General features: G+C 58.9%; 15 protein-coding genes. 10 read left to right on the forward strand and 5 right to left on the reverse strand.

All coding sequences use genetic code 11. The annotated features are described in order from the left end of the window. Positions 1-39: 39 nt before the first annotated feature. Positions 40-1332, reverse strand: a complete 1293-nt coding sequence (locus tag M5G26_RS02845) for an OprD family porin (RefSeq protein ID WP_007911430.1) — start codon at positions 1330-1332, stop codon at positions 40-42. A 236-nt stretch (positions 1333-1568) separates the two neighbouring features. On the opposite strand from M5G26_RS02845, the gene M5G26_RS02850 reads away from it, so the two are divergent. Both M5G26_RS02850 and M5G26_RS02855 read left to right on the forward strand, forming a co-directional pair. Beyond that, on the forward strand, positions 1569-2240 hold the full coding sequence (locus tag M5G26_RS02850; protein WP_102900255.1) for a response regulator: 672 nt from the start codon (positions 1569-1571) through the stop codon (positions 2238-2240). Beyond that, positions 2233-3618, forward strand: a complete 1386-nt coding sequence (locus M5G26_RS02855) for a sensor histidine kinase (protein ID WP_095119116.1) — start codon at positions 2233-2235, stop codon at positions 3616-3618. Before M5G26_RS02850 ends, M5G26_RS02855 begins: the two co-directional genes overlap by 8 nt. 148 nt (positions 3619-3766) lie before the next feature. Here the strand turns inward: M5G26_RS02855 and M5G26_RS02860 are convergent, their stop codons facing one another. Further along, positions 3767-4588, reverse strand: coding sequence for an HDOD domain-containing protein (locus M5G26_RS02860; protein WP_007911420.1), 822 nt, complete (start codon positions 4586-4588; stop codon positions 3767-3769). 35 nt (positions 4589-4623) lie between these two features. Then, positions 4624-5565 (reverse strand): CAF17-like 4Fe-4S cluster assembly/insertion protein YgfZ, encoded by a 942-nt coding sequence (ygfZ, locus tag M5G26_RS02865; RefSeq protein ID WP_273914397.1) that lies wholly within the window; start codon positions 5563-5565, stop codon positions 4624-4626. A gap of 150 nt (positions 5566-5715) precedes the next feature. On the opposite strand from ygfZ, the gene M5G26_RS02870 reads away from it, so the two are divergent. Together M5G26_RS02870 and M5G26_RS02875 are read left to right on the forward strand one after the other, a co-directional pair. After that, positions 5716-5970 carry an FAD assembly factor SdhE gene (locus M5G26_RS02870; RefSeq protein ID WP_007911418.1) on the forward strand — a complete coding sequence of 85 codons (255 nt, stop codon included), beginning with the start codon at positions 5716-5718 and terminating at the stop codon, positions 5968-5970. After that, the gene (locus M5G26_RS02875) at positions 5954-6406 is read left to right on the forward strand and encodes a protein YgfX (RefSeq protein WP_273914398.1); all 453 of its coding nucleotides are present in this window, start codon (positions 5954-5956) and stop codon (positions 6404-6406) included. Before M5G26_RS02870 ends, M5G26_RS02875 begins: the two co-directional genes overlap by 17 nt. Here M5G26_RS02875 and nadB read toward each other — a convergent pair. Beyond that, on the reverse strand, positions 6375-7991 hold the full coding sequence (gene nadB / locus M5G26_RS02880; protein ID WP_273914399.1) for an L-aspartate oxidase: 1617 nt from the start codon (positions 7989-7991) through the stop codon (positions 6375-6377). The two genes, M5G26_RS02875 and nadB, sit on opposite strands and share 32 nt — an antisense overlap. Positions 7992-8548: 557 nt before the next feature. Here nadB and rpoE point away from each other — a divergent pair. From rpoE to M5G26_RS02900, 4 genes are all read left to right on the forward strand, one after another. Then, complete coding sequence (gene rpoE, locus M5G26_RS02885) at positions 8549-9130, forward strand: RNA polymerase sigma factor RpoE (protein ID WP_003172477.1); 582 nt, start codon at positions 8549-8551, stop codon at positions 9128-9130. Positions 9131-9160: 30 nt separating this feature from the next. After that, positions 9161-9748: a sigma-E factor negative regulatory protein gene (locus tag M5G26_RS02890; protein WP_007911408.1), complete on the forward strand. Its 588-nt coding sequence runs from the start codon at positions 9161-9163 to the stop codon at positions 9746-9748. A gap of 8 nt (positions 9749-9756) precedes the next feature. Beyond that, on the forward strand, positions 9757-10722 hold the full coding sequence (locus M5G26_RS02895) for a MucB/RseB C-terminal domain-containing protein (protein ID WP_134178121.1): 966 nt from the start codon (positions 9757-9759) through the stop codon (positions 10720-10722). Positions 10723-10932: 210 nt separating this feature from the next. Then, positions 10933-12366, forward strand: a complete 1434-nt coding sequence (locus M5G26_RS02900) for a DegQ family serine endoprotease (RefSeq protein WP_134178122.1) — start codon at positions 10933-10935, stop codon at positions 12364-12366. A gap of 79 nt (positions 12367-12445) precedes the next feature. Here the strand turns inward: M5G26_RS02900 and M5G26_RS02905 are convergent, their stop codons facing one another. Beyond that, entirely contained in the window at positions 12446-13879 is a 1434-nt protein-coding gene (locus M5G26_RS02905) for a M48 family metalloprotease (RefSeq protein ID WP_016984698.1), read from the reverse strand. A gap of 98 nt (positions 13880-13977) precedes the next feature. Between M5G26_RS02905 and M5G26_RS02910 the strand changes: the two genes are divergently transcribed. Next, positions 13978-14217, forward strand: coding sequence for a sulfurtransferase TusA family protein (locus tag M5G26_RS02910; protein WP_134178123.1), 240 nt, complete (start codon positions 13978-13980; stop codon positions 14215-14217). Between the two features lie 32 nt (positions 14218-14249). Then, entirely contained in the window at positions 14250-15320 is a 1071-nt protein-coding gene (locus tag M5G26_RS02915) for an AI-2E family transporter (RefSeq protein WP_123376318.1), read from the forward strand. Positions 15321-15350 lie beyond the last annotated feature (30 nt).

Here is a 15350-nt window from a genome sequence, read left to right on the forward strand (position 1 = left end):
GCATTGTTGTTATTCGACGTGTTTTTCACTTACGGGCATTTACCAAAGGGCAACGCTGTAGCTCACCAGCAAACGCACTTCGTCTGCATCGCGAGCCGAGTAGTTGGAGCGGTAAGTGGCATTACGCAAACGCACGGCGACATCCTTCAAGGCGCCGCTTTGTACTACATATTTGATCTCGGTGTTGCGTTCCCACTCTTTGCCTTCTTCACCGTTCTTGAGCTTGATGTTGTCACCGCTCAAGTAGCGACTCATGAAGCTCAGGCCGGGAATGCCGAGCTTGGCGAAGTCAAAGTCGTAGCGAGCCTGCCAGGAGCGCTCTTCAGCGCCGGCGAAATCGTTGATCTGCACGAAGTTGACCAGATACGGGTCGCTGCCATCGACATAAGGGAAAGCGCTGTCGCCAGACATGTGCTGATAACCGGCGCTGAACTTGTGGCCGCTCAGCGCGTAGCTGACCAGACCGTTGAGCGAGCGGTTGTCGATCTCGCCGCCACGGGCCGCGCCTTGATCATCGCTGACAGCGAAACGCAGATCGGTTGCAAACGTGCCGGGGCCCATCGGCCGCGAAGCGACGAGGCCGAAGAAGTGCTGGTTGTAGACTTCGTCGAGTTGGGCGAAGTGGTAACTGCCGGTGATCTTGTCGGTGAACTTGTAGTCCACGCCGCCAAAGTCGAAGTGTTTGCCGGCCGCGGTACCAGCGAAACGGCTGTTCTTGTTGTTCAGGGCGATGTCTTCGAAATCGGTGCTGTCGCGATCCTTGGCTTTTTCCAGTCGACCACCGGTGAAGGTCAGGTTCTTGATCTCTTTGGAGGTCAGCAAGCCACCTTCAAAGGTCTGCGGCAGGATGCGCCCGTCGTTCGGTTTGAGAATCGGCAGTTCAGGAATCAGGCTGCCGATTTTAAGTTCGGTGGCAGAGATTTTTACTTTGCCGGTCAGGCCGACCTTGGAGTACTCATCTGCCGCGCGTCCGTCATCGTGGGTCGGCAGCAGGCCGGTACCGGTGCGGTCCGGGCTTGAATCGAGTTTGACGCCGAGCATGCCTAAAGCATCGACACCGAATCCCACGGTGCCGTCGGTGTAACCCGATTGCAGATTGAGCATGAAACCCTGGGCCCATTCGTCACGCTTGGATTGCTGGGCGCTGGTGCCATCGCGAAAGTCGCGGTTGAAATACATGTTGCGGGTTTCGAAGGTGGCGCTGCTGTCTTCAATGAAGTCGGCAAAACTCAACGGCGAAAAACCGGCAAGGGCGGCGGCACTGACGAGGGCGGTGTGGCTGAAACGGGAAGGGCGAACAGGCGTGGACGCCTGAGGCTGCATGGACGGCATGCGGGTGTACTCCGTTTATTGTTCTTATTGGTCGAAAACGCTTCGTGGCGTTTTTCGTTGCGCTGTGTGGCATCAGCGACGGCAGTCGGAACTGTCCGTGGGCCGACTGTAACCAGCTAACCTTTCGCTAACCTTTCAGCAGACTTTCAAGGTTTTCGGGCTTCACAGCGGCGGTTGCGGCTGTAAACTCCGCGGCAAAGCGTGGCGTCGGCCATCCCTGAACGAGGTAAAAATCCATGCGTGTCCTGCTCGTCGAAGACCATCTGCAACTGGCCGAAAGTGTCGCTCAGGCGCTCAAAAGCACCGGTCTGACCGTGGATGTGTTGCACGATGGCGTGGCCGCCGATCTGGCGCTGGGCAGTGAGGAATACGCCGTGGCGATCCTTGATGTCGGCCTGCCGCGCATGGACGGTTTTGAGGTGCTCGCGCGTTTGCGCGCACGTGGGAAAAATCTGCCGGTGCTGATGCTCACCGCGCGCAGTGATGTGAAGGATCGTGTCCATGGCCTCAATCTGGGTGCCGACGATTACCTCGCCAAACCGTTCGAACTGACTGAACTGGAAGCGCGCGTCAAAGCCTTGTTGCGCCGCAGTGTGCTGGGCGGCGAGCGTCAGCAGCGCTGCGGCGTACTCGCCTATGACCTCGACACCCGGCGCTTCACCCTCGGCGAAGATTTGCTGACGTTGACCTCTCGCGAACAAGCCGTACTGGAAGCGCTGATCGCCCGACCGGGGCGGGTGATGAGCAAGGAGCAACTGGCCGCGCAGGTGTTTGGCCTCGACGAAGAAGCCAGCCCCGACGCGATCGAAATCTACGTGCATCGCTTACGCAAGAAACTCGACGGCCAACCGGTGGCGATCGTGACCTTCCGCGGCCTCGGTTACCTGCTGGAAAGCCGCGATGCATAAGCCCAGCAGCCTGCGCTGGCGCTTGCTGTGGAACCTCGCATTGCTGCTGGTGGTGTTGATGCTCGCCAGTGGTTTGAGTGCGTACTGGAATGGTCGCGAAGCTGCCGACACGGCATACGACCGCACGTTACTGGCCTCGGCGCGGACCATCGCGGCGGGTCTGTCGCAACGTGACGGCACATTGAGCGCCGATGTGCCTTACGTGGCACTCGACACCTTCGCTTATGACAGCGCGGGGCGGATTTACTATCAGGTCAATGACATCCATCAGAAGCTGATTTCCGGCTATGAAAACTTGCCCGGGCCGCCGCCGGGGACGCCGCGTACCGACAGTTATCCCGCATTGGCGCGTTTCTACAACGCCACCTACAAAGGGCAAAACGTACGCGTGGTCAGTCTGCTCAAGGCGGTGACCGAACCGAACATGAACGGCATGGCGGAAATCCGCGTCGCCGAAACCGATGAAGCGCGTGTGAGCATGGCGCGCAGTCTGGCGGCTGATACTTTGCTGCGCCTGGGTATGCTGGCGATCGGCGCGTTGTTGCTGGTCTGGTTTGCGGTCAGTGCGGCACTGCGCCCATTGGAGCGTTTACGCACGGCGGTGGAAGAGCGTCAGCCCGACGACTTGCGGCCACTGCCATTGGTTGAAGTGCAGCATGAGCTGTGGCCGTTGGTGCGCGGGCTCAATCATTTCACCGAGCGCTTGCGTGGTCAGTTCGAACGGCAGGCGCAGTTCATCGCCGATGCGGCCCATGAGTTGCGCACGCCATTGGCGGCGCTGAAGGCGCGGCTTGAACTGGGCCTGCGTTCGAACGAACCCGAGACGTGGCGCACGACATTGGAATCCTCGGCGCAAAGCACCGATCGCCTGACCCATTTGGCCAATCAGTTGTTGTCGCTGGCGCGCGTCGAAAACGGTGCGCGGGCGATCGCCGAGGGCGGTGCGCAGTTGCTCGATCTGAGCCAGTTGGCCCGGGAATTGGGCATGGCCATGGCGCCGTTGGCGCACAAGCGCGGGGTGGCGCTGGCGCTGGAGGCGGACGAACCGGTCTGGCTGCGCGGTGAGCCGACTCTGCTGAATGAGTTGCTGAGCAATCTGGTGGACAACGCCTTGGCGCACACGCCACCGGGTGGCAACGTGATTTTGCGCGTGACAGCGCCGGCTGTGCTTGAAGTCGAAGATGACGGCCCGGGCATTCCGCTGGAGGAGCGCGATCGGGTGTTCGAGCGGTTCTACCGGCGTAATCAGCAGGTGGCGGGTTCTGGGCTGGGGCTGGCGATTGTTGGCGAGATCTGCCGGGCGCATCTGGCCCAGATCACTTTGCATGATGGCGAGCAGGCGGGGTTGAAAGTGCGGGTCAGTTTTATCGCCGGGTGATTGTGGTGGTTTTGCTGGCCCCTTCGGGAGCAGGCTCGCTCCCACAGGGGGAATGCATTTCAATGTGTGAATCAGCTGTACTCCCACAGGGGAATGCATTTCATTGTGGGAGCGAGCCTGCTCGCGAATGGGGCGGCGCGGTCTTGGATCAGTAAAACATAGTCCGCGACTCTTCCAGATCCGCGCACAGTTCCTTGTTCTCCTGATCGATCCCAAGCTTTCTGAACGCCGGAACAGTCATTGGATCGATCCGCGCAAACGGATGATCCGTGTCCTTGTGGCAATACAGGCTCGCCACTTGCACCAGATCGACGTAATCAATGGCCGTCGAGTCGCGTTTGAAGTCCTGATAGCGCCCCGGCAACTCCACCAGTCGCTCCGGGAACTCCCAGACCCGCAGCAGCTTGTCGCCAAGCAACGGGTGAATATGGTCGATCACATGGTTGAGGCTGACCGGATCCGACAGCAGCTCATAGTGATCTTCGGCGTAGGTCAGAATCGGCAACACGCCGATCTGATGCACCAGCCCGCCGAGCGCTGCCTGATCGGGTTTGAGCTGCGTGTAACGGCGACACAGCGCATAACTGACCCCGGCAATTTCCAGGCTCTTGCGCCAGACTTCGCGCATCTTTTGTTCCACCACCTCGGAGCGGGCGTGGAAGATCTGCTCCATTACCAGACCGATCGCCAGGTTGCTGCTGTAGTTGATGCCCAGCCGGGTGATGGCGGTGTGCAGGTCGGTGACTTCCTGCGCGGCGCGCAGCAGCGGGCTGTTGACCACTTTGATCAGGCGCGCCGACAGCGCCGTGTCACGGCCGATCACTTTGCTCAGGTCGCTGACGCTGATTTCCGGGTCTTCAGCGGCCTTGCGAATCTGCAGGGCCACTTCCGGCAACGTGGGCAGAACCAGGTCATCGTTATCGATGGCCTCAACCAAATCCTGTTGGACTTTTTCCGCCAGTTCGCTCATTTAAACTCTCTAGGGTGTTGCAACAAGTGCTGCGATCAGCGCTGGATTTCGCGGTCGCGATCCAGATCGTAAGGCAGGTCGAGCAGATGCAGCGCGGGACCTTCGAGGGTGCCCAGATGCAAATCACCGGCTTCGGCAGCTTCGGCCTGCAGCACCGCCAGGAGTTCAATGTTTTGCCCGGCCTTGGCGGCCAGCACCACTTCGCCGATGGAACTGTTGTGGCTTGGCGCGAACAATTGTGTGCCAGGTTCCGGCAAATCAGCAGCGTCCAGGCTCAAGCGATACAAACGACGTTTGAGTTTGCCCAGGTACTGCATGCGCGCGACGATTTCCTGGCCGGTGTAGCAGCCTTTCTTGAAACTCACGCCGCCAACGGCTTGCAGGTTGAGCATCTGCGGGATGAACAGCTCGCGGGTGCTCGGCATGACCTGGCCGATACCGGCGCGGATTTGGCCTAGCAGCCATTGATTCAGCTCGGCCTCAGGCAGGGCTGCGGACAATTTGGCTTTGATCGCATCCGCCTGATCGAACGGTGCCCAGAGTTCGGCGCGATCCGGCGAAACACGAATCGCGATCAGGCTTTCATTACGCACGAGGCTGTCGGTTTCTGCCGGCAGGTCCAGACCGAGACTGGTCAAGGCGTTATCGCCATGCTCCAGACCAAAGCGTACCCAAGCGGCACTTTCGTCGGTCAGTTTGGATTTGGAGAACACTGCGTACTTTTTCAGGTCCGCCAGTTGCGGCTCGAGCAGCTCGCTGGCCATCGCCAGGACCACGCCGTCACCTTCGAGCAGAATGCGAAAGCTCGACTGCATCCGGCCTTTTTGCGTGCAACGCGCGCCGAGGCTGGAGCGGCTGTCGCTCAGGTAATTGAGGTTGCAGGTCAACTGGCCTTGCAGGAATTTTCCGGCATCCGCGCCGCGAACCGCGAGAACGCCTTCATGAGACAGGGTGCAGAAAAAAGCAGAATCGGCCATGGGTCATCGCAGGGTAAATAGACTGGGGCACATCATAAGGGCGCGTTGGTGAAATGGGTAGTTGATAAAGGATCGGTGGTGCCCGACCAAAGCCGACTGTGCGACCCGCCTCGGGGCTGTATACTTGCCGCCAAATTTGAGGAGGGCTCCATGGTCGAACAAGTTGAACTGAATCGCCTCTTTTGGCACAGCCGTCGCGGCATGCTTGAGCTTGACGTGTTGCTGGTGCCATTCGTGCAGGAGGTTTACGCGACGTTGAACCAGGTGGATCGCGATCTGTATGTGCGTCTGCTGACGTGCGAGGATCAGGACATGTTCGGCTGGTTCATGGAGCGCAGCGAGTCTGAAGATCCTGAACTGCAGCGCATGGTTCGCATGATCCTGGACCGTGTCCAGCCCAAGTAACACGTTCGAATGCCGCTGGCATGCCTCACGGCAGTTGCTGGCGGCGTATCTGTTGGCCCAGGCGTTCGCACTGGCTGCGTTGTTTCTGCTTTCGATTCCACTCTGGGCCAGTCTGCTCGGGGCTTTCGTTTGCCTGCTTCACGGGATTTGGGTGTTACCTCGGCAGGTTCTGCTGAATCACCGTCGAGCCTTTCGCGGTTTGCGCCGGGACGCCGATGGCTGGCAGTTGTGGAATCAGGCGGACGGCTGGCAGGCGGTGCAGTTGCGCCCGGACAGTCTGGCGCTACCGCTGATTGTGGTGCTGCGTTTTCGCTTGCGCGGCGAATGGCGGGTCAGATCGATCTGCGTGCCTCGGGACTCGCAGGCGGCGGATTTGCACCGACGCCTGCGAGTACGGCTCAAGTTCAGCCGACGTAGGTGGGTGGCACCAGAATAGTGTCGAGCGCTTCGGGCAGCATGTCCGGATAGTCGAGGGTGTAATGCAGGCCACGACTTTCCTTGCGTTCCATGGCTGAGCAGATCATCAGTTCGGCGACTTGCGCCAGGTTGCGCAACTCGATCAGGTCACGGCTGACCTTATAGTTGCTGTAGAACTCGTCGATCTCGTCCAGCAGCAAGCGCACGCGGTGTTGCGCCCGTTGCAGGCGCTTGTTGGTGCGCACGATGCCGACGTAGTCCCACATGAACCGGCGCAATTCATCCCAGTTGTGCGCGATGATCACGTCTTCGTCGGAATCGGTCACCTGGCTGGCGTCCCACGCGGGCAGGGCGCTTGGCGCGGCGATATCGTCCAGCTGCGCGAGAATGTCCGCCGCGGCCGAGCGGGCATAGACGAAGCATTCCAGCAGCGAATTACTGGCCATGCGGTTGGCACCGTGCAAGCCGGTGAAGCTGGTTTCGCCGATGGCATAAAGGCCCGGCACATCGGTGCGGCCGTTCTGATCGACCATCACGCCGCCGCAGGTGTAGTGCGCGGCGGGTACCACCGGGATTGGCTGCTTGGTGATGTCGATGCCGAACCCGAGGCAGCGCTCATAAACCGTCGGGAAGTGGGTCTTGATGAACGATTCGGGCTTGTGGCTGATATCGAGATAGACGCAGTCAACGCCCAGACGCTTCATTTCATGGTCGATGGCCCGGGCGACGATGTCGCGTGGTGCCAGCTCGGCGCGCTTGTCGAAGCGAGACATGAAGCGTTCGCCATTGGGCAGCTTCAAATGGGCGCCTTCGCCGCGCAGGGCTTCGGTGATCAGAAAACTCTTGGCTTGCGGGTGATACAGGCAGGTGGGGTGGAACTGGTTGAATTCCAGGTTCGCCACGCGGCAGCCCGAACGCCAGGCCATGGCGATGCCATCACCGCAGGCGCCGTCGGGGTTACTGGTATAGAGGTAGACCTTGGCGGCACCGCCCGAGGCCAGAATCACGAAGCGTGCGCCGTAGGTGTCGACCTCGCCGGTTTTGCGATTGAGTACATAGGCGCCGAGGCAGCGCTCGCCTTCCATGCCCAAGCGACGTTCGGTGATCAGGTCGACGGCAACCCGCTGCTCCAGCAGCTCGATGTTCGAACGTTCTTTGGCCTGGGCCAGCAAGGTTTTGAAGATTGCCGCACCCGTTGCATCGGCCGCATGGATGATGCGCCGGTGGCTGTGACCGCCTTCACGGGTCAGATGGAATTCGAATCCGCCGTCCTCTGTGCCGGACTGATCGTCGCGGGTGAAGGGCACGCCTTGATCGATCAGCCACTGGATGGCTTCGCGGCTGTGCTCCACGGTGAAGCGTACGGCGTCTTCATGACACAGGCCGCCGCCCGCATTCAGGGTGTCATCGACATGGGATTCGACAGTATCGGTGTCGTCGAGCACGGCGGCGACGCCACCTTGAGCCCAGAACGTCGAGCCGTTGGCCAGATCGCCTTTGCTCAATACGGCAATGCGCAAATGACCCGGCAGGGTCAGCGCGAGACTCAAACCGGCAGCACCGCTGCCTATGACCAGAACATCATGTTGGAATTGTTGGCTCATTACAGGATTCCGCTCAAAGCGACCCGGGTCGGGGGTGGAGCAAGACAGCTGGATCGGCGAGTCAAGACAGCCACACAGCCCACTAGTATATAGAGGGGTGGGGCGGCACAATAGCCGCGCCGATATGGCATTGTGAAACTACTGTGACGGGAAAAACGGGTGCTTCGTCGGAAGTTTTTTTCCCTGGTTGGGGGAAAAGGCGACTGTATCGGCGCTGAAACAGACTTTTTCTGCACAGGGTTGCCCAATGTCGGGTGGCGACGGCTATAAATAATTGGAACTTTTGCCAAAGGCCCAAGATCAATAGTCGGTGCCAGAGATAAGGGACAGTGTCGGCTTCAGTGCGGAATCTGCGGTTGGATTCCTGCCGGCGAAACCGATGACAAGATTATTCGCGCAGCCGGTTTATCCCGAGCTGCGTTTTTCGTGCGTGCCAAATCAGAGCTCGCAGGAAACTTGCCTGGAGGGGGAGAACTTTTGCGAAAAGCCCGAGTCTATGTTTGCAAGTCTGGTCGTTTAGTTATGCAAGTCTCCTTCGGGCTTATCGAGGAGTGTTCATGCTAACCCAGGAAGAGGATCAGCAGCTGGTCGAGCGCGTTCAACGCGGCGACAAGCGAGCTTTCGATCTGTTGGTGCTGAAGTATCAGCACAAGATTCTCGGGTTGATCGTGCGTTTCGTGCACGACACCCATGAAGCCCAGGACGTGGCTCAGGAAGCCTTTATCAAGGCGTATCGAGCACTTGGAAACTTTCGCGGCGACAGTGCGTTTTATACGTGGCTGTACCGTATTGCCATTAACACGGCAAAGAATTACCTGGTTTCACGCGGCCGCCGGCCGCCGGATAGCGATGTAAGTTCAGAGGATGCAGAGTTCTACGATGGCGATCACGGCCTCAAGGATCTCGAATCACCGGAACGTGCACTGCTGCGGGATGAGATCGAAGGCACCGTCCATCGAACCATCCAGCAACTGCCAGAGGATTTGCGTACGGCTTTAACTTTACGTGAATTCGATGGTCTGAGTTACGAGGACATTGCGAGCGTCATGCAATGTCCGGTGGGTACCGTGCGCTCCCGGATTTTCCGCGCTCGGGAGGCCATCGATAAAGCCCTGCAGCCGTTGTTGCAGGAAAACTGAGACAGCGGCGACAGCCAAGAGAGGAACGCCATGAGTCGTGAAGCCCTGCAGGAATCGCTGTCCGCAGTGATGGATAACGAAGCGGACGAACTGGAATTGCGTCGGGTGCTCAATGCACTGGACGACGTAGAAACCCGTGAGACCTGGGCTCGTTACCAGATCGCTCGGGCAGCCATGCACAAGGATCTGCTGCTGCCACGTCTGGACATCGCTGCGGCAGTGTCTGCTGCACTGGAAGACGAAACGGCTCCGGCCAAAGTATCTCGCAGCCCATGGCGTAACCTCGGCCGTCTGGCTGTTGCAGCCTCGGTGACTGTTGCCGTGCTGGCTGGTGTGCGCCTGTACAACCAGGACGAAATCGCTGGCGTCGAACTGGCTCAGCAATCCAATCAGCCAACCCTGGCGACCCCACAGGTCAAAGGTCCGGCTGTTCTGGCAGGCTATAGTGAGAGTTCGGAAGCCACTGGCCCTATGGCCAACGGCGTATTGCAAGGTCAACCAGGCTGGCATGATCAGCGTCTGCCAGGTTATCTGCGCCAGCACGCTCAACAGGCTGCACTGAAAGGCACTGAAAGCGCACTGCCATACGCACGTGCAGCAAGTCTGGAAAACCGTTAAGGAGGATCATGCGCGCCATACCTCTACTTTCGCTTCTGCTCAGTGGCTGGTTCATTGTTCCAGCCCATGCTGATGAGGCCCAGGACTGGTTGACCCGTCTGGGCCAGGCCGAGCAGCAGCAAAGCTTTCACGGCACATTCGTTTACGAGCGTAACGGTAGCTTTTCTACCCATAACATCTGGCATCGCGTCCAGAATGGCCAGGTCCGCGAGCGTTTACTCCAGCTCGACGGTTCGGCACAGGAAGTCGTGCGCATTGATGGGCATACTCAATGCGTCAGCGGCACCCTGATAGCCGGACTGGGGGATTCTCCCAACTCAGCCGCTCGTCCTCTCGATCCGCAAAAGCTGAAAAACTGGTATGACCTTGCCGTCATCGGCAAATCGCGCGTGGCTGGGCGAGACGCAGTGATTGTATCGCTGACGCCTCGCGATCAGCATCGTTACGGTTTTGAGTTGCATCTGGACAAGAAAACCGGCTTGCCGCTGAAGTCGTTGTTGCTGAACGACAAGGGGCAACTGCTCGAACGCTTCCAGTTCACCAGTCTTGATACTGATGAAGTCCCTTCGGACAAAGACTTGCAGGCCGACGCCGACTGTAAAGCGATTACGCTCGACAGCGACAAGGCTTCGGCTGTCAAGACTGCTCAGGTATGGCATTCGGACTGGCTGCCGCCAGGTTTCGAATTGACCAGCAGTAACTCGCACAAAGATCCGGAAACCAAGACTCAGGTCAGCAGCTTGCTGTATGACGACGGTCTGGCGCGTTTCTCGGTTTTCCTTGAGCCGTTGAACGGTGCAACCGTTACCGATACCCGGACTCAGCTTGGCCCGACCGTTGCTGTTTCCCGCCGCCTGACAACGCCTCAAGGCGAAATGATGGTGACGGTGGTTGGCGAGATCCCGATTGGCACCGCCGAACGAATTGCTCTGTCGATGCGTAATACCGATGGCGCTGCAACCAGCAAGCAGTGAGCTGATTTCAGTCATTACCACTTCTTCGTCGAGACGTAGATGAAATGTTTGCTGAGCATTTTCATTTGCAAATAGCCCGGAAATTTTTTATAGGTCAGAGCCTCACGGCTCTGGCCTTGTTTGTTTTTGCCGGAACAAAAATGCCGGTCGGTGGTTTCCGGTGTTCCTTGCTCCATATCGCTTAACCCTGCTCGTCGTAACGGGAGCTGTATGTCGATACCAAGTTTGAAATCTTATCTCTCCATTTTCGCCACCGTGCTGTTGCTCGGTCAGGCAGTCCCTGCTGCACAAGCGGCCGATCTGCCTGACTTCACCCAATTGGTCGAACAAGCTTCGCCAGCGGTAGTGAACATCAGTACCACGCAAAAACTGCCGGATCGCAAAGTGAACCAGCAGATGCCTGATCTGGAAGGTCTGCCGCCGATGCTGCGCGAGTTCTTCGAGCGTGGCATGCCGCCTCAACAGCGCTCGCCGGGCGGTGGTGGTCGTCAGCGTGAAGCGCAGTCGCTGGGCTCGGGCTTCATCATCTCTCCGGATGGCTACATCCTGACCAACAACCATGTAATTGCGGATGCTGACGAGATCCTCGTGCGTCTGGCTGATCGCAGCGAAATGAAAGCCAAGCTGATCGGCACCGACCCTCGTTCCGACGTGGCCCTGCTGAAAATCGAAGGCAAGGATCTGCCGGTGCTCAAACTCGGCAAGTCTCAAGATCTGAAGGCCGGCCAGTGGGTCGTGGCAATCGGTTCGCCGTTCGGCTTCGACCACACCGTGACCCAAGGTATCGTCAGCGCCGTCGGCCGCAGCCTGCCAAACGAAAACTACGTGCCGTTCATTCAGACCGACGTACCAATCAACCCGGGCAACTCCGGTGGCCCGCTGTTCAACCTGAACGGTGAAGTGGTCGGCATCAACTCGCAGATCTACACCCGATCGGGCGGCTTCATGGGCGTGTCGTTCGCGATCCCGATCGACGTGGCGATGGACGTTTCCAATCAGCTGAAGAGCGGTGGCAAGGTCAGCCGTGGCTGGCTGGGCGTAGTCATCCAGGAAGTGAACAAGGATCTCGCCGAGTCGTTCGGTCTGGATAAACCGGCCGGCGCGCTGGTTGCACAGATTCAGGATGACGGCCCGGCGGCGAAGGGTGGCCTGCAAGTCGGTGACGTGATCCTGAGCATGAACGGCCAGCCGATCGTCATGTCTGCTGACCTGCCACATCTGGTCGGCGCGTTGAAGGCTGGCGCCAAAGCCAATCTGGAAGTGATTCGGGAAGGCAAGCGCAAGAACGTCGAGCTGACCGTTGGCGCGATCCCGGACGAAGACAAGGAACTGGATGCGCTGCCGAAGTCCGGTACTGAAAGCACCAGCAATCGCCTCGGTGTTTCGGTGGGCGAACTGACTGCCGAGCAGAAGAAAACCTACGACCTCAAAGGTGGTGTGGTGATCAAGGAAGTGCAGGACGGTCCTGCGGCGTTGATCGGTCTGCAGCCAGGTGACGTGATCACGCACCTGAACAACCAGGCCATCGGCTCCGCCAAGGAGTTCGGCGAGATCGCCAAAGCGCTGCCGAAGAACCGTTCGGTGTCGATGCGCGTACTGCGTCAAGGTCGTGCCAGCTTCATCACCTTCAAGCTGGCTGAATAATCCAGCGGTAGGGTAAAAAAGAAACCGCCTCGAAAGAGGCGGTTTTTTTATGCCTGAAGCTTTTGTGAGGGTGCAAGGCTCAGCCCATCATGTCCTTGATCATGCGCTCCTGCTCCATCAGCTCACGCTGACGGGCATCGATGCGTGAAGACAACGGGAAGTTGCTGCCTGCCTTGCGCTTGGCAAAGTCGAGCTGCTGGATCGCCTGTCGATAATCGCCAACCAACGCGAAATACTCGGCACGCGCCTGGTGCAGGCCAATGATGTTCCCCGACAAACCACGAGTCTCGGCGACCTGATACCAGACGTCCGGATCATCCGGGCGCGATTTGAGTAACGCTTCCAGCGCCTTTTCGGCATCAGGCGCGCGATTCTGTTTCAACAGCAGATCCACACGCACCTGATTCAGCGGATAGTTGCCCGGATACTGCGTGAGCATCCGGTCAACCCGCGATTGCGCATCCGGCAGGCGATTATTGGTGATGTCCAGATCGACTTGAGCAAGGTTGTAGATGATTTCGTTTGGTGACGTTGCCAACAATTGCTTGAGGTTTTCACGCGCCTCATTCAATTGGCCGCCCTTGATCTGCGCAATCGCCAGACCGTAGCGCGCCACGTCGTTTTTCGGGTTTTCATCCAGTTGCGCACGGAAGCGCTTGGCGCCCAGCCCCGGAGTTTCTTCGTAAATCAGTTGCACGCGTGCGCGGATCAACTGATAGCGCTTGGAGTCTTCGATGCCGCCCGGTTTGGCCTGCTCGGCACGGTTGCGGGTGTCGGCAATACGCGATTCGGTCACCGGGTGAGTCAGCAGGAATTCCGGTGGTTTGGCGTCGAAACGATACTGACGCATCAGGCGTTCGAACATGGTCGGCATCGAGCGAGGGTCGTACCCGGCCTTTTCCAGATTGAGGATGCCAATGCGGTCGGCTTCCTGCTCATTTTGCCGGGAGAAGGTGCGTTGCGACTGAATCGCCGCCGCCTGGGTACCGGCGATGGTCGCGATCCCGGCATCACCGCCGCCGGCCGCCGCAATAACGATCCCGGCCAACAAAGCCGCCATCATCGGCACCTGCATCCGCTGCGAAGCCTCTACACCGCGAGCGAAGTGGCGTTGCGACAAGTGCGCCAATTCGTGCGCGAGTACCGAAGCGTATTCACCTTCGGTCTGCGCATTGAGAAACAGACCGCCGTTGACCCCGACCACACCGCCCGGCGCCGCGAAGGCGTTGAGTTGCGGGCTGTTGATCAGAATGAACTCAAGACGCCGGTCGGTGACCTGGCTGGTCTCCACCAACTTGTACACGCTGGATTCGACGTAGTCTTTGAGTTGCGGATCGTTGAGCTGTGAAACCTGGCTACGCAACATGGCCAGCCAGGCGCGGCCGAGCTGATATTCCTGTTGCGGCGAGACAATGGCAGAACTGGCGTCGCCGAGTGACGGCAGATCGTCGGCAAAGCCTGGTGAGGCGAGCAGGCAAGCGAGCGTCAGCAGGGTAGGGCGCAGAAAAGTCATGCACAAAGCCTTAGAAGACAAAGACCTTACTGTAGCCGGACACCGGAGCTGCGACCAGATATTCTAGGCAGCTCGACGACCTGAACCGGAGTGACGCAATGACTGACGCTGTAGCCCATGACGTGGAACTGGACGCCAGTGGCCTGAATTGTCCGTTGCCGTTGCTCAAGGCAAAAATGGAACTCAACAAACTCCAAAGTGGCGCCGTCCTCAAGGTGATCGCCACGGATGCCGGCTCGCAGCGCGACTTTCGCACCTTTGCCAAATTGGCCGGTCATACGCTGCTGCTCGAAGAAGACGACGCGGGCGTTTACCGTTACTGGTTGAAAAAGGCCTGAAACCGACAGCGTAAAAGACCTAAGGATTATTGATGTTCAAAGTGTTACGCGACTGGATTCAGCGCTACTTCTCCGATGAAGAAGCTGTGGTGCTGGCGGTGCTGCTGTTTCTCGCCTTCACCGCGGTTCTCACCCTTGGCGGCATGCTCGCGCCGGTGCTGGCGGGGATGGTGCTGGCGTATCTGATGCAGGGCCTGGTGGTCACGCTGGAGCGCCTGCGCGTGCCGGGTGGTGTGGCGGTGGGGCTGGTGTTCGCTCTGTTCATGGGCGTGTTGATGCTGTTTATCGTCGTGGTGCTGCCGTTGCTCTGGCATCAGTTGATCACCCTGTTCAATGAGCTGCCGGGCATGCTCGCCAAGTGGCAATCGCTGCTGCTGTTGCTGCCGGAGCGTTACCCGCATCTGGTTTCCGATGAACAAGTCTTGCAAGCCATCGAAGCGGCGCGCGGCGAGATCGGCAAATTCGGCCAGTGGGCACTGACATTCTCGCTATCGAGTCTGCCGTTGCTGGTGAACATCATGATCTATCTGGTGCTGGTGCCGATTCTGGTGTTCTTCTTCCTTAAAGATCGGGCAATGATCGGCGAGTGGGTGCGTGGTTATCTGCCGCGAGAGCGTGCGCTGATTACCCGGGTTGCGCAGGAGATGAACCGGCAGATCGCCAATTACATTCGCGGCAAGGTCATCGAGATCGTGATTTGTGGCGGCGTGACTTACATCGCTTTTGTCGCCCTGGGGCTCAACTATGCGGCACTGCTGGCGTTGCTGGTCGGTGTGTCGGTGGTGGTGCCGTATGTCGGTGCCGTGGTGGTGACCGTGCCGGTGCTGCTGATTGCGTTGTTCCAGTGGGGCTGGAGCGATCAGTTCATCTATCTGATGGCGGTGTACGGGATTATTCAGACGCTGGATGGCAACGTGCTGGTGCCGTTGCTGTTCTCGGAGGCGGTCAATCTGCACCCGGTGGCAATCATCTGCGCGGTGCTGTTGTTTGGCGGGTTGTGGGGATTCTGGGGGGTGTTCTTTGCGATACCGTTGGCGACGCTGTTCAAGGCTGTACTGGATGCCTGGCCGCGCAAGGAGCCGGCGGTGGCGCCACTGCTGTAGCGATTGATCCAGATTGTTCGGTGCGGCTTA

Source organism: Pseudomonas sp. TNT2022 ID642 (assembly GCF_028656995.1).
GTDB lineage: Bacteria > Pseudomonadota > Gammaproteobacteria > Pseudomonadales > Pseudomonadaceae > Aquipseudomonas.